The sequence below is a fragment of the Kitasatospora sp. NPDC127060 genome (assembly GCF_042724935.1).
GTDB lineage: Bacteria > Actinomycetota > Actinomycetes > Streptomycetales > Streptomycetaceae > Kitasatospora.
Genome location: NZ_JBHXEG010000051.1, coordinates 1 through 14292, shown reverse-complemented (window position 1 = coordinate 14292; position 14292 = coordinate 1). Strand labels below are relative to the sequence as shown.

Sequence of the window (14292 nt, the reverse complement as noted above, 5' to 3'; positions counted from 1 at the left end):
GATTCCCCCAGTCAGTCAGAGGAACAGCACCCCCGGCGGGGGGCCGAATTCGGGGGAACCGAGAGAGCGGGGCAGGCGAGCAGTGCCGCAACTCGTCATTGAGATCAACGGACAGCAGCGGACTCTTGAGCCCGCGCAGTCCTACACCATCGGACGCAACCCGCAGTCGGACTTCACGTTCGACGACGCCAGGGTCTCCTGGCAGCACGGGACCATCAGCTTCAACGGCAGCGGTTGGCAGCTGGACGACCACGGAAGCACCAACGGCACCTATGTGGCCGGCGCCCGCACCATGCAGGCCCAGCTGTTCGCCGGTGCCGTGGTGAACCTGGGCAACCCGGAGAACGGCCCCCGGCTCGCCTTCTCCGCGCCCGCCCACGCCGTCGCCCCGCAGCCCACCCCGGTGCACGAGGCCGTCACCAGCCGCAGTCCCGCCCCGACGCCCCAGCAGCCCGGCCCGCAGCAGGGCTGGCCGGGGCAGGACCCGTACCAGCAGCAGGCTCACCCGCAGCAGGCCTGGCCGGCCCAGCAGCAGCCCCCGCAGCAGTACGCGCCGCCGCCGCAGCAGGAGCAGTACGCGCCGCAGCAGCAGTCGTACCCGGCGCAGGACCAGCAGCCGCAGCACGGCGGGTTCCCGCAGCAGCAGGGCTTCACGCCCCCGCCCCAGCACGGCGGTGGCGGCGGCCCGCAGCCCACGATGATCCGCAACCTGACGGCCGGCATGCGCACCGTCAGGATCGGCCGTGCGCTGGACAACGACATCGTGGTGTCCGACCTCCAGGTCTCCCGCCACCACGCCGAGCTGCGCCAGCTGCCGGACGGCCGCTACGAGATCGTCGACCTCGGCAGCCACAACGGCATCTTCCTCAACGGCCAGCGGGTGCAGCGCCAGCTGATGGGACCGCAGGACCGGCTGACCGTCGGCCACTCCGGCTTCGTGCTGGTCGGCGACCAGCTGCAGGAGTTCGTCGACACCGGCGCGGTCTCCTTCTCCGCCCGCCACCTGACCGTCGAGGTCGACTTCAAGGGCGGCAAGAAGGTCCTGCTCAACGACGTCAGCTTCGGCGTCCCGGAGAAGTCCCTGGTGGCCGTCATCGGCCCGTCCGGCTCCGGCAAGTCGACCCTGCTGCGCGCCCTCACCGGCTACCGCCCCGCCGACCGCGGCGAGGTGCTGTACGACGGCCGCAACCTCTACAAGCAGTTCGCCGAGCTGCGCTCCCGGATCGGCCTGGTGCCGCAGTCGGAGATCCTGCACAAGGAGCTCACCGTGCGGAAGGGCCTCAAGTACGCGGCCCGGCTGCGCTTCCCCGGCGACACCGAGGCCCGCGAGCGCGAGGCCCGGATCGACGAGGTGCTGTACGAGCTGCGCCTGGACAAGCGCGCCGACAACAAGATCACCGCGCTCTCCGGCGGCCAGCAGAAGCGCGTCTCGGTCGCCCTGGAGCTGCTCACCAAGCCCTCGCTGATCTTCCTGGACGAGCCCACCTCGGGCCTCGACCCGGGCATGGACCGCGAGGTCATGCAGATGCTGCGCGGTCTCGCCGACGACGGCCGCACGATCCTGGTCGTCACCCACTCGGTGGCCGAACTCGCGCTCTGCGACCGGCTGTTGGTGATGGCGCCGGGCGGTTCGGTGGCCTACTTCGGCCCGCCGGACGAGGCGCTGCACTTCTTCGGGTACGAGACCTGGGCGGACGTCTTCCAGGCCTTCGAGAACTACCCGGACCACGACTGGGCCGGCCGCTACCGCGGTTCCGTGCACTACCAGCAGTACTCCGCCCCGACCGTCGAGGCCGGAGAGGTGCAGCACGTCCAGGTCGCCCAGGAGGCGGTCAAGCCGCCCAAGCCGCAGAGCTGGGGCTCCCAGCTGTGGACGCTGATGCGCCGCTACATGTCGGTGCTCGCCTCGGACCGCGGCTTCCTGGCGCTGTCGGTGCTGCTGCCCGCGGTCATCGGCGCGGTCAGTGTGCTGATCCCCAACGAACCGGGGCTCGCACCGAACCCGAAGACCCAGCTGCACCTCAACAGCGGGGCCGCGACGATCCTGCTGATCCTGGCGATCGGCGCCTGCTTCTCCGGGGCGGCCAACTCGGTCCGAGAGCTGATCAAGGAACGGGCGATCTACGAACGGGAACGGGCCACCGGGCTGTCCCGCTCGGCGTACATGATGTCCAAGATCATCGTGCTGGGCATCTTCTCGATCATCCAGGGCGCGATCATCTCCGCCGTCGGCTTCCTGCCGCGCAAGCTCCCCGAGCACGGCCTGATCGTCCAGAACATGCCGATGATCGAGATGACCATCGGCATGATCCTGCTGAGCTTCGCCGCGATGATGTTCGGTCTGATGATCTCCGCGCTGGTGAAGACCGCGGAGAAGACCATGCCGCTGCTGGTCATGTTCGCCATCGTCCAGGTCGTCTTCACCGGCTGCCTCTTCCAGATCTTCGGCAAGCCCGGCCTGGAGCAGGTCGCCTGGCTGATGCCGGCCCGCTGGGGCACCGGCATCGTCTCCAGCACGCTCGACCTGTCGAAGCTGATGGGCCCCTGGAACAAGGACTTCCAGAACCCGAACTACGACCCGCTGTGGGACCACAGCGTCGCCCAGTGGTCGATCGACGCCGGCGTGCTGATCGTCATCTCGGTCGTGATCGGCGTGATCGTGACCCGGCTGCAGCGCCGGCACGAGCCGGAGGTCATGCAGAAGGGCTGACCGGTTCTGCTGCGAAGGGCGCTCTCCCCGACCGGGGGGAGCGCCCTTCGCGTTGCCGGGTGCTACTCGCCCGCTCGCCCGGGTGGGCCCATCGGCCTAGGTCCCCGGACCTGCGCCCGGAGCGGCCCGGGACGGACGCGGCCGCCCCCGCGACGGCGGTAGCTTGGCGGTATGCCCAGCACGACCGGTGACCACCGCACCCCCGCCGGCCCGCCGTACGCCTGCGACCCGCTGGCCGGCATCGAGGCCGTCAGCCAGGCCCTGCTCGCGATGAGCCGGCACCTGGAGGTCCGCGAGGTGCTGCGCCGCATCACCGCCTCCGCCCGCGACCTGCTCGGCGCCGAGTACGCGGCCCTCGGCGTGCCCGACGACCACGGCGGCTTCGCCCAGTTCGTGGTCGACGGCGTCACCGACGAGCAGTGGCGCGCGATCGGCCCGCTGCCCCGCCAGCACGGCGTGCTCGCCGAGATGCTGCACGAGACCGGCCCCACCCGCCTCGCCGACGTCCGCAAGGCCCCCGCCTTCGAGGGCTGGCCCTCCGCCCATCCCGAGATGGACGCCTTCCTCGGCATGCCCGTCCTGGACACCGAGGCCGCCGAGGACGAGCCACAGGTGATGGGCGTCATCTTCCTCGCCAACAAGCGCGGCGGCGGCCTGTTCACCGATCACGACGAGGAACTGCTGCGGATCCTCGCCGCGCACGCCGCCCTCGCCCTGTCCAACGCCCGCCTGTACGAGCGCAGTCGCGAACTCACCCTGGCCGGCGAGCGCGCCCGGATCGCCCACGACCTGCACGACGCCGTCGCACAGAAGCTCTTCTCGCTGCGGCTGACCGCCCAGGCCGCCGCCAAGCTCGTCGACCGCGACCCGGCCCGGGCCCGCGCCGAACTCGCCGAGGTCGCCCGGCTCGCCGCCGAGGCCGCCGACGAACTGCGCGCCGTGGTGGTCGAACTGCGCCCCGCCGCTCTGGAGGAGGACGGGCTGAGCGCCACCCTCGCCTCCCAGGTGCAGGTGCTGGACCGCGCCCACACCGCCGACCTCGCCTTCGCCGCGGACGGTGTCCGGGCCCTGCCGCCCGCCCAGGAGGCCGCGCTGCTGCGGGTCGCCCAGGAGGCGCTGCACAACGCGCTGCGCCACTCCGGCGCCGGCCGGGTCACCGTCACCCTGGCCGGCACCCCCGCCCGCGGCGCCGTGCTGCGGGTGCGCGACGACGGGCGCGGCTTCGACCCCGAGTCCGTCCGCCGGGCCGGCCGCCACCTCGGCCTGGCCTCGATGCGCGACCGGGCGGCCGCCGTCGGCGGCTCGCTCACCCTGGAGTCCGCCCCCGGCAAGGGGACGCTCGTCGAGATGGAGGTCCCCGGTGCCTGAGAGCACGCCGTCGATCCGCGTCCTGCTGGTCGACGACCACCAGGTGGTCCGGCGCGGACTGCGCACCTTCCTGGAGGTCCAGGACGACATCGAGGTGGTCGGGGAGGCCGCCGACGGGGCCGAGGGCGTCGACCGCGCCCGCGAACTCGACCCGGACGTCGTCCTGATGGACCTCAAGATGCCCGGCGTCGACGGCATCGAGGCGCTGCGCACCCTCAAGGACGGCGGCAGCCGGGCCCGGATCCTGATCGTCACCAGCTTCACCGAGCACCGCACCATGGTCCCCGCACTGCGGGCCGGCGCCGCCGGGTACGTCTACAAGGACGTGGACCCGGAGGCGCTGGCCGGGGCGATCCGCTCGGTGCACGCCGGCCACGTGCTGCTCCAGCCCGAACTGGCCGAGGCGCTGCTCGCCGACGACGGCCCGCGTGCCCCGCAGGGCCGCGGCGGCACCCTCACCGAGCGCGAGCGCGAGGTGCTCGGCCACATCGCCGACGGCCGCTCCAACCGGGAGATCGCCCGCAGCCTGCACCTGTCGGAGAAGACGGTGAAGACCCACGTGTCCAACATCCTGATGAAGCTGGACCTCGCCGACCGCACCCAGGCCGCGCTGTGGGCCGTCCGCAACGGCGAGGCCCGCGCCTGACGCTCCGCGCCTAGCGCTCCCCGCGCTCGTCCACCGGGGCGTTGTAGGCGGCCACCTGGGCGCGCCGGGCGGTGCGCCGCAGCGGGGCCAGCGCGGACTGCCGGGCGGCCATCTCGGAGGCACTCACCGCCGCGCCGTGGCCGCCCGAGGCGATCGACAGCAGGGCGGACACCTGGCGGGCCGACTCCAGCACCCGTACCGCGCGCGGCGGGTAGCCGGGGGCGAGCAGCTCGGCGTGGCCGCGCCGGCGGTACGCCTCCAGGGCGCGCAGCGCCTCCGGGCCGGCGCCGGCCACGTCGAGCCGGGTGAGCAGGAGGGTCGCCTCGCGCAGCCCGTCCGCCAGCTCGCGCTCGGCCTCGTTCAGCGAGGGCACGTCGGCCGGCGGGGTGTCGTTGACCTCGGCGCAGCGCCACAGCACGGTGGCCGAGCGGTCCCCCTCCGGGCCGAACACCGTGATCTCCGGCACCAGCCCGAGCGGTACGCCCACCGCGAGCACCGCCTCGCCCGCCGCCAGGGCGCGCTCGTTGAAGGCCGCCGGACCGGTCAGCCCCAGCGGGTGCCCGGCCGAGGGCAGCGCCAGCCGCAGCCCCTTCACACCCAGCACCCGCAGCCGTCCCAGCGCCCAGGTCAGCCCGTGCCGCTCGCCCGGAGCGTCCCCGGGCAGCCCGGTCACCCGGTGGCCCTCGTCGGCGCCCAGCACGGCCGCGGCGGCGTTGTCGGGCGGCACCAGGCCGCCCAGCAGGGCGTTGCCCCAGGCGGTCAGCCGCCCCGAACGGGGCTCTTCGTACGGATTGTCGGCAGGAGTCACGAGCATCCGGCCAGCCTACGGAATCGGCGGTCATCCGCGTGGCGTAGGTTTGCCCATGCGCGTGCGGCGCACCCACCCCGTGCCCACCGGCTGCCGGAGTGGGTTCGCCGCCCCGCACCGACGGCCGACATTTGTGTATTTGGGGAAGGCGTAGGCATGAGCGACGTGCTGGAGCTGGTGGACGTATCCGTGGTCCGGGAGGGGCGCGCGCTGGTCGACCAGGTCTCGTGGTCCATCTCCGAGGGTGAGCGCTGGGTCATCCTGGGCCCGAACGGCGCCGGCAAGACCACCCTGCTGCAGATCGCCTCCTCGTACCTGTTCCCGACCTCGGGCAAGGTCTCGGTGCTGGGCGAGCAGCTGGGCGAGGTCGACGTCTTCGAGCTGCGCTCCCGGATCGGCCTGGCCGGTGCCTCGATGTTCGACAAGCTGCCGGCCGAGCAGACCGTCCTGCAGACCGTGCTCACCGCCGCCTACGGCATGACGGTCAGCTGGCAGGAGACCTACGAGCAGTCCGACGAGGGCCGCGCCCTCGCCCTGCTCGACCGGATGGGCATGGCCGCCCTGACCGGCCGCAAGTTCGGCACCCTCTCCGAGGGCGAGCGCAAGCGCACCCTGATCGCCCGCGCCCTGATGACCGACCCGGAGCTGCTGCTGCTCGACGAGCCCGCGGCCGGCCTGGACCTCGGCGGCCGTGAGGACCTGGTCCGCCGGCTCGGCGCGCTCGCCCAGGACGAGTTCGCGCCGGCCATGGCGATGGTCACCCACCACGTCGAGGAGATCGCCCCCGGCTTCACCCACGTCCTGATGATCCGTCAGGGCAAGGTGCTCACGGCCGGCCCGATCGACACCGAGCTGACCGCCCGCAACCTCTCCAAGTGCTTCGGCCTGCCGCTCACCCTGGAGCGCCACGGCGACCGCTGGTCGGCGCAGGGCCTGCCGCTGGGCTGATTCCCCGTTCGTCCACTTCGCGACGGCTGTCGGAACCGGTCGCACCTGCGACCGGTTTCCGCCCCTCGACCTGCGGGAACTGTCCGCCTCGAAGGCCCTTCGCTCCCTAGGATGGACGTGTGGACAGCTGGATCTGGTGGCTCCTGGCCGCCGCAGCGCTCGGCATACCGCTGGTGCTCACCGCGATGCCGGAGTTCGCCATGTTCGCGGTCGGCGCGCTCGCGGCCGCCGGCGCGGCCGGGCTGGGCGCCGGACTGGTCCTCCAGGCGGTGACCTTCCTGGTGGTCTCGGTCGCGCTGGTGGCCTTCGTCCGGCCCATCGCCTACCGGCAGTTGCAGAAGGGCCCACAGATCAAGATGGGCATCGAGGCGCTCCAGGGCGCCACCGCGGTCGTCGCGGAAACCGTCGACGGGGAGGGCGGACAGATCAAACTCAACGGCGAGATCTGGTCGGCCCGTGCGCTCCACCCGGACCAGGTCTACCAGCCGGGGCAGCAGGTCGACGTCGTCGAAATCCAGGGCGCGACCGCCCTGGTCGTCTAGGGGAGAGTCCGTGGAACCCGTCCTTATCGTTTTGGTCGTCCTGGTCGTGGTGGCCTTCATCGCGCTGATCAAGACGATCCAGGTCATCCCGCAGGCCAGCGCCGCGATCGTGGAGCGCTTCGGCCGCTACACCCGGACGCTCAACGCAGGGCTGAACATCGTCGTCCCGTTCATCGACCGGGTCCGCAACCGGATCGACCTGCGCGAGCAGGTCGTGCCGTTCCCGCCCCAGCCGGTGATCACCCAGGACAACCTGGTGGTCAACATCGACACCGTCATCTACTACCAGGTCACCGACCCCCGGGCGGCCACCTACGAGGTCGCGAGCTACATCCAGGCCATCGAGCAGCTGACCGTCACCACGCTGCGCAACATCATCGGCTCGATGGACCTCGAGTCCACCCTGACCTCGCGCGAGGTCATCAACGCCGGTCTGCGCGGGGTGCTGGACGAGGCCACCGGCAAGTGGGGCATCCGGGTCAACCGCGTCGAGCTGAAGGCGATCGAGCCGCCGACCTCCATCCAGGACTCGATGGAGAAGCAGATGCGCGCCGACCGTGACAAGCGCGCCGCGATCCTCACCGCCGAGGGCCAGCGCCAGGCGCAGATCCTCAAGGCCGAGGGTGAGAAGCAGGCCGACGTGCTCCGGGCCGAGGGTGAGGCGCAGGCCGCGGTGCTGCGCGCCGACGGTGAGGCGGCCGCGATCCGGACGGTCTTCGAGGCCATCCACGACGGCGACGCCGACCAGAAGCTGCTCGCCTACCAGTACCTGCAGACCCTGCCCGAGCTGGCCAAGGGCGACTCCAACAAGCTCTGGATCATCCCCAGCGAGGTCGGCGACGCGCTCAAGGGCCTCGGCGGCGCGTTCGGCGGGCTGACCGGCAACGGCGGTGGGATGAACGGTGGCGCGGTGGCGGCGCCGAGCGTGCCGCAGGCGCCTCCGGCGGCCACCCAGGTGCCGATCGACCCGGCGGCCGGGCCGCGGCCGGTGGACGTGGAGAAGGGTGCGGCCCGGCCGCGGGTGGACCCGGCGCGGGAGTACCGCAAGATCGACCCGGAGTGATCGGAGCGCTTCTCCGGTCGGGGGCCCGCTGCCTGGTGGTGGCGGGCCCCCGGGCTTTCCGGGGCTTCCGGGGCGTTCCCGGTGTCGGGGCGTCGCGGCGGTGTGGCGTGCGTCCCGAATGATGGCCGGGCCTGGTCGGGCCGGTGCGCGGTCCGGCATGATCCCCTCGGACAGGACCGAGAGGAGAGGTGACCCATGACGCTCTGGGAGGCGATCGCCGTCCTGGTGGCGGGCGTCGGTGCCGGGATGATCAATGTGATCGTCGGCTCCGGCACCCTGATCACCTTCCCGGTCCTGCTCGCCGTCGGCATTCCGCCGGTGACCGCGAACGTCTCCAACTCCTTCGGCCTGGTGCCCGGTTCGCTCAGCGGCGTGATCGGCTACCGTCGTGAACTGGCCGACCAGGGTCGGCGCCTGCGGCGGATGGGGACCGCCTCGCTGCTCGGCGGCCTGCTCGGTGCCCTGCTGCTGATCAAGCTGCCGAGCGGAGCCTTCGACGCGATCGTCCCGGTGCTGATCCTGCTCGCCCTCGTCCTGGTGGTGATCCAACCCCGGGTGGCCAAGGCCGTCGCGGCCCGGCGTCGCGCGGACGGCGATCCGGACGGCGGCGCGGTGCTGCTGCTCGGGGTGTTCCTCACCGGCATCTACGGCGGGTACTTCGGTGCCGCGCAGGGCGTCCTGCTGATGGCGCTGATGGGCATGCTGCTCCAGGAGGACCTCCAGCGGATCAACGCGGTGAAGAACGCGCTGGCGCTGATCGTCAACGGGGTCGCCGCGCTGTTCTTCCTGTTCACCTCGACGGTGAACTGGGCGGCCGCCGGGCTGATCGCGGCCGGCTCGCTGGTCGGCGGCCTGCTCGGCGCCAAGGTCGGCCGCCGGCTCCCGCCGGCCGCGCTGCGCGGGGTCATCGTGGTGGTCGGACTGGCGGCCGTCACCAAACTGCTGGTGGGTTGACCGGCCGTCGGACGAACGTGGGATCGTACATCCGACCGTCTGACCGTACGTGACTCGGAGAAGTGCGCCATGGCCCTGGAGATGCGCGAGACCTGCGAGCGCTGCGAGGTGTCGCTGACCGCCGACAGCCCAGCCTCGATATGTTCCTACGAGTGCACCTTCTGCGCGGACTGCACCGAGGTGATGGCCGCCAACTGCCCCAACTGCGGTGGCGAACTGGTGGTCCGTCCGCGCCGGAAGGCCGCCTGACCGGTACCCGAGCGACGACCCCCGGAGCGCACCGATGAGCAGCAGGGCACGACTGAGCGAGGACGAGATCGGGGCGGCCCTGGCGGCTGTGCCGCAGTGGAGCCGGGACGGCGACAGCATCGTCCGCAGCGCCGACGCCCCCGACTTCCCGGCCGCGATCCGGGTGGTCGTCGCCGTCGCTGAACAGGCCGAGGCGCTCGACCACCACCCCGACATCGACATCCGCTGGCGCACCCTGCGGTTCGTGCTGTCCACCCACAGCGCCGGCGGGCTCACCGACCTGGACTTCACCCTCGCCGCCCGCATCGACGAAGCCCTGCGCGCCGAGTCCGCCGCCTAGGGGCCGGGGTGGGGCGCCCGGGTGGGGCGCCCGGGCGGGGCGCTCGGGAGGGCGTGAGATGCTGACTGCCGCAATCGGCAGGCAGGCGGGGCTGGGAGGGACGGAACGATGGCGCAGGAGCCCTTCGGAGACCCTCATGCCCAGCAGCAGCCCTGGTACCCCCAGGGCCCGCAGCAGGACTGGCAGGGGTACTACGACCCGCAGCAGCCACCGTCGCAGCTGCCGGCGCAGCCGCACGGGCAGTGGCAGCAGGCGCCGCAGTGGGACCAGCAGCCGTACGACCCCCAGCCGTATGACCCCCAGTCGTACGACGGGCAGGGTGGCTACGGGCAGACGGGGTACGTCGAGGGCGGCTACGCCCAGGGGCACGGTCACGCGCAGGGCGACGGCCAGGGGCACGGCCAGGGGCCGTACGGCGGGCAGGAGCAGTACCAGCCGTACCAGCAGCCGTACCCGGACTACGGGCAGCAGCCGTACGCGGCCGCCGCGCCGCAGGAGCAGTCGGCGGGGGAGGGGCTGTACCTCCCGGCGGGGGCGGAGTACTCGGCCGACGGCTATGTGCAGCTGGAGGAACCCCGGGTGGAGCCCGCGCCCGCCGACGAGGAGAGTGGCGACCAGCCTGCCGGGCCCGCCGAGCCCGCTGGGGCCGCCGGGCGTTCGCGGGCCGCTCGGCGTGGTGACGGCGGCTCGGGTTCCTCCGCCCCTTCCTCACTGGTGGCCAAGGTCCGCTCGGCCGTCCTGACCGGGGAGCACGTGCCCAACCGGCGGGCCCTGATGGTGCGGGCCGGTGCCGGGGTGGCCGCGCTCGGGGTGCTGATAACGGCCGCGCTGACGGTCGGCGCCGAGGGCGGCGGCAGCGCGGCCGCGACCAGCGGAGGCGAGCCCGGCTTCTCGGTGGCGCACACCAAGATCTGGTCCGCGCAGGCCGCCGCAGCCACCCAGCCCGCGGGGGACGACACGCTGGTCGGCAGCTGGCTGCTGGCCGACGCGGTGGTCCGGGCCGATGGCTCCGGGGTGCACGCGTACGACCGGACGGCGGGCAAACCGACCTGGACGGTCGAGCCCCCGGCCGCCGGGGCCGTCCCGTGCGGACTGTCCGCGGGCGTGAACCAGGCCGGGCTGGGCGCGGCCCTGTTCCGGCCGCAGGCGGACCCGAAGAGCCCGTGCACGCTGGTCGCCGCGGTGGACACCAAGACCGGCAAGACCGCCTGGACCAAGACCCTCTCGGACGCCAAGGGCGCCTACTCGGCGCGGATCGGCGTCACCGAGGACATGGTGGTCGCGGTCGGCGACGACCATGTGGCGGCCTGGGCGTCGGCCGACGGCAAGGACGTCTGGCAGTACACCGGACAGGGCAAGTTCTGCACCCTGTCCGGCGGCGTCACCGGCAAGACCGTGCTGGTCGCCTCCTCCTGTGCGGACTCGACGCCCGCGGACCAGGCCGTCTCCCTGAACGTGGCGGACGGCAAGGTCGGCTGGTGGCGGGGCCTGAACAACCAGCCGAAGACGGTCACGGTGCTCTCCGCCGAGCCCGCCGTGGTGCTGACCACCGGCGGGAAGCCCGAGGACGACCGGGTGTTCGGGTGGGGCACCGCCGGCGATCCGGCCGCCGAGATCCCGGTGGTCACCGACGCGGGCCGGCTGGCCGTCACCCACGGAACGTTTTCGGCCACCCCCGAGGTGTTCTTCGAAGGCCGCACCATGGTCGCCGCGATGACCCCGGCGAACCCCGGCGGGCCGGTGTCCGCGGTCGGCTACGACCTGGACACCGGCAAGCAGCGCTGGAAGGCGCCGACCGCCGCCAAGGGCACCGCCAGGGCCGTCGGCATCGACGGCGGCTCGCTGGTGCTGGCCGCCGACGAACGCCGCGACCAGCCCGCCCGCCTCGGCCGCTTCCCGCTGGCGGGCGGCCAGGAGGCGGTCGGCGGCAACTTCCCGCCCGGCACCGGCTCGCTGCTGCTCTCCGGGCGGGTGCTGATCGGCGGCGGGCAGGTGGTCGTCGTCCCCGAGCACGCGACCAACTACGGCACGGCCGCGGGCTACCAGGCGAAGGGCTGAGCCCCCTCCGGCGGCCGGATCCGCCGGGCAGGTCTAGGCCGCGGTGACGGGCTGACCCGGTACGGCCGGCAGCCAGTCGGCCAGCTCCCGGGCCTCCGAGCCGCGCAGGCCGAGCGCCAGCATCAGGGTGGCCTGCGGAGTCGGCACGAACGGCCGCCGCAGCAGCTTCATCCCGGCCTGCTCGGGCGTCCGGTCGGCCTTGCGCTGGTTGTCCTCCGGGCACGCGGCCACGGTGTTCATCCAACTGTCCTCGCCACCACGCGACTTGGGCTGCAGATGGTCCACCGTGGTGGCCCGGCTCCCGCAGTAGGCGCACAGGTGCTGGTCCCGGGCCAGGACACCCCGCCTCGACCACGGGGCCTGTTGTCGGAACGGGACCCTCACGTACCTCTGCAACCTGATCACTCTCGGCACCGGGACGGCCACGCCCGTCCCCCGGATCGAGCGCAGCGGGTGCGCCTGCTCCACCACGGCCTTGTCCTGGAGCACCAGGACGACGGCGCGCTGAAGCGACACCGTCGTCAGGGGCTCGTAGCTCGCGTTCAGAACCAGCGTGTTGCGCACTCGGCACACCCTTCCCACGGGCGTGCCACGGCGGCACGACCGTCTCCACACACGTCACTGCCGCCGCGCGGCGGCGGAACCACTCTGAACGGGCCCACAGCCGACGAACAAGGGAATTTCCGGTACCGGGGAGGAGCGTGGGGGCGAGCCGGCGTCTGCCCGGTGCCGGCTCGGCGCTCATCTGGCGCCGACCTGGTGCGGGCCCGACGCAGGCCCGACCCGGTGCCTCGGGGGAAACTCGCTGGCGGGAACCGCGTAGGCTCTTGCAGGCTGGAGTCGTACCGACCCGGGGCCCGACCGAACCGGGCCACCACCGGGCGGACGCCCGATCGAAGGAGAAGCGTGACCGTGACGGACATCGTCGACGAGCTGCGGTGGCGTGGGCTGATCGCCCTGTCCACCGACGAGGACGCACTGCGCAAGGCGTTCGCGGACGGCCCGGTCACGTTCTATTGCGGCTTCGACCCGACGGCCCCGAGCCTGCACCTCGGCAACCTGGTGCAGATCCTCACCATGCGCCGGATCCAGCAGGCGGGGAACCTCCCGCTCGGCCTGGTCGGCGGCGCCACCGGCCTGATCGGCGACCCGAAGCCCACTGCCGAGCGCGTGCTCAACGACCCCGAGACGGTGGCCGGCTGGGTCGAGCGCCTGCGGGGCCAGATCTCGCGTTTCCTCGACTTCGAGGGCCCGTACGCGGCGCGCATGGTCAACAACCTGGACTGGACGTCCGGGATGTCGGCCATCAGCCTGCTGCGCGACGTCGGCAAGTACTTCCGCGTCAACAACATGATCGCCAAGGAGGCCGTCGCCCGACGGCTCAACTCCGACGCGGGCATCAGTTACACCGAGTTCAGCTACCAGATCCTCCAGGGCATGGACTACCTGGAGCTGAACCGCCGCTACGGCTGCGCCCTGCAGACCGGCGGCAGCGACCAGTGGGGCAACCTCACCGCCGGCACGGACCTGATCCGCAAGGCCGACGGCAAGTCCGTGCACGCGCTGGCCACGCCGCTGATCGTCAAGGCCGACGGCACCAAGTTCGGCAAGACGGAGTCCGGCACGGTCTGGCTCGACCCCGAGCTGACCACCCCGTACGCCTTCTACCAGTTCTGGCTGAACGCGGACGACCGGGACGTCTCCAATTTCCTGCGGATCTTCAGCTTCCGCTCGAAGGAGGAGATCGAGGAGCTGGAGCGCGAGACCACCGAGCGCCCCGCCGCCCGCCTCGCCCAGCGCGCCCTGGCCGAGGAGCTCACCACGCTGGTGCACGGCGCCGAGCAGTACGAGCGCGCGGTCGCCGCGTCCAAGGCGCTGTTCGGGCAGGGCGACCTGGCCGACCTGGAGGCCCCGACCCTGGCCGCGGCGCTGGCCGAGGTCCCGAAGGCCGAGGTCACCGAACTCCAGCCGGTGGTCGACCTGTTGGTCGCCGTCGGCCTGGCGCCGAGCCGCTCGGCCGCCCGCCGGACGGTCAAGGAGGGTGGCGCCTACCTCAACAACGTCAAGGTGACGGACGAGGAAGCGGTGCCGACCGAGGCCGATCTGCTGCACGGCCGCTGGCTCGTGCTGCGCCGTGGCAAGCGCAACCTGGCGGCCGCGGAGCTGCTGCCGACGTCGGCCGCGGTGTCCGACGCGACCGCGGAGTGACCGAAACCCGACGCCGCTGACCTGCGGCTTCGACGAGCGAGGGCGGGATCCAGCCGGATCCCGCCCTCGACGTTTGACGACGTCCTCCAGGTGGCCTAGTGTTGAACGAGTCGCTGGAGCGGCCACCTCACTCAGCAAGACCCACTCTCACACTTCGTAAGCCCATTCGATTGGGTTCGTTGGCGTTGTCATCGACAGGGTGTGAGCGTGAATTTCGAGTAAATCTCGGAATGCGCTAACGTGGTGGTTGTCGCAGAAAGCGGCCCCGGCCAGTTCGGGAAATCGGATGAATGAAACTCCGGAAAACGGAGCGGAAAACATCTGATAAGCTGGAAACACGAAAGAACGAAGCGCCCGGAGGGCCCGCTGGAAGGCGGTCCGAAGGAAGCGTCCGTTCC

The 14292-nt window shown here is 72.2% G+C and carries 14 protein-coding genes; 11 read left to right on the top strand and 3 right to left on the bottom strand.

Annotation, left to right across the window (positions count from 1 at the left end; all coding sequences use genetic code 11):
- Window positions 1-82: 82 nt before the first annotated feature.
- From ACFWIS_RS25440 to ACFWIS_RS25430, 3 genes are all read left to right on the top strand, one after another.
- On the top strand, window positions 83-2710 hold the full coding sequence (locus ACFWIS_RS25440) for an FHA domain-containing protein (protein ID WP_380457698.1): 2628 nt from the start codon (window positions 83-85) through the stop codon (window positions 2708-2710).
- 171 nt (window positions 2711-2881) lie between these two features.
- Window positions 2882-4078, top strand: a complete 1197-nt coding sequence (locus ACFWIS_RS25435) for a GAF domain-containing sensor histidine kinase (RefSeq protein ID WP_380457700.1) — start codon at window positions 2882-2884, stop codon at window positions 4076-4078.
- A complete protein-coding gene (locus ACFWIS_RS25430) occupies window positions 4071-4724 on the top strand; it encodes a response regulator (RefSeq protein ID WP_380457702.1) in 654 nt (217 codons plus the stop codon). Before ACFWIS_RS25435 ends, ACFWIS_RS25430 begins: the two co-directional genes overlap by 8 nt.
- Window positions 4725-4734: 10 nt before the next feature.
- Here ACFWIS_RS25430 and ACFWIS_RS25425 read toward each other — a convergent pair whose 3' ends face one another.
- Window positions 4735-5538, bottom strand: a complete 804-nt coding sequence (locus ACFWIS_RS25425; protein WP_380457704.1) for a hypothetical protein — start codon at window positions 5536-5538, stop codon at window positions 4735-4737.
- A 150-nt stretch (window positions 5539-5688) separates the two neighbouring features.
- On the opposite strand from ACFWIS_RS25425, the gene ACFWIS_RS25420 reads away from it, so the two are divergent.
- The 7 genes from ACFWIS_RS25420 (at window position 5689) to ACFWIS_RS25390 (ending at window position 11686) form a co-directional block, all read left to right on the top strand.
- Window positions 5689-6480, top strand: coding sequence for an ABC transporter ATP-binding protein (locus ACFWIS_RS25420; RefSeq protein WP_380457706.1), 792 nt, complete (start codon window positions 5689-5691; stop codon window positions 6478-6480).
- Between the two features lie 119 nt (window positions 6481-6599).
- Window positions 6600-7022, top strand: coding sequence for an NfeD family protein (locus ACFWIS_RS25415; protein WP_380457708.1), 423 nt, complete (start codon window positions 6600-6602; stop codon window positions 7020-7022).
- Between the two features lie 10 nt (window positions 7023-7032).
- On the top strand, window positions 7033-8085 hold the full coding sequence (locus tag ACFWIS_RS25410; protein ID WP_380457710.1) for an SPFH domain-containing protein: 1053 nt from the start codon (window positions 7033-7035) through the stop codon (window positions 8083-8085).
- A 195-nt stretch (window positions 8086-8280) separates the two neighbouring features.
- Window positions 8281-9039 carry a sulfite exporter TauE/SafE family protein gene (locus ACFWIS_RS25405; RefSeq protein ID WP_380457712.1) on the top strand — a complete coding sequence of 253 codons (759 nt, stop codon included), beginning with the start codon at window positions 8281-8283 and terminating at the stop codon, window positions 9037-9039.
- A gap of 69 nt (window positions 9040-9108) precedes the next feature.
- Window positions 9109-9288: a DUF1272 domain-containing protein gene (locus ACFWIS_RS25400; RefSeq protein WP_380457714.1), complete on the top strand. Its 180-nt coding sequence runs from the start codon at window positions 9109-9111 to the stop codon at window positions 9286-9288.
- Between the two features lie 34 nt (window positions 9289-9322).
- Window positions 9323-9628 (top strand): 4a-hydroxytetrahydrobiopterin dehydratase, encoded by a 306-nt coding sequence (locus ACFWIS_RS25395; protein WP_380457716.1) that lies wholly within the window; start codon window positions 9323-9325, stop codon window positions 9626-9628.
- Between the two features lie 108 nt (window positions 9629-9736).
- Complete coding sequence (locus ACFWIS_RS25390; protein WP_380457718.1) at window positions 9737-11686, top strand: PQQ-binding-like beta-propeller repeat protein; 1950 nt, start codon at window positions 9737-9739, stop codon at window positions 11684-11686.
- 33 nt (window positions 11687-11719) lie between these two features.
- On the opposite strand, the gene ACFWIS_RS25385 is transcribed toward ACFWIS_RS25390, so the two are convergent.
- On the bottom strand, window positions 11720-12250 hold the full coding sequence (locus tag ACFWIS_RS25385) for an HNH endonuclease (RefSeq protein WP_380457720.1): 531 nt from the start codon (window positions 12248-12250) through the stop codon (window positions 11720-11722).
- A 348-nt stretch (window positions 12251-12598) separates the two neighbouring features.
- On the opposite strand from ACFWIS_RS25385, the gene tyrS reads away from it, so the two are divergent.
- Window positions 12599-13894 carry a tyrosine--tRNA ligase gene (tyrS, locus tag ACFWIS_RS25380; RefSeq protein ID WP_380457729.1) on the top strand — a complete coding sequence of 432 codons (1296 nt, stop codon included), beginning with the start codon at window positions 12599-12601 and terminating at the stop codon, window positions 13892-13894.
- A 147-nt stretch (window positions 13895-14041) separates the two neighbouring features.
- On the opposite strand, the gene ACFWIS_RS25375 is transcribed toward tyrS, so the two are convergent.
- A partial coding sequence (locus tag ACFWIS_RS25375; protein ID WP_380523997.1) for a hypothetical protein occupies window positions 14042-14292 on the bottom strand: 251 nt, incomplete at its 5' end.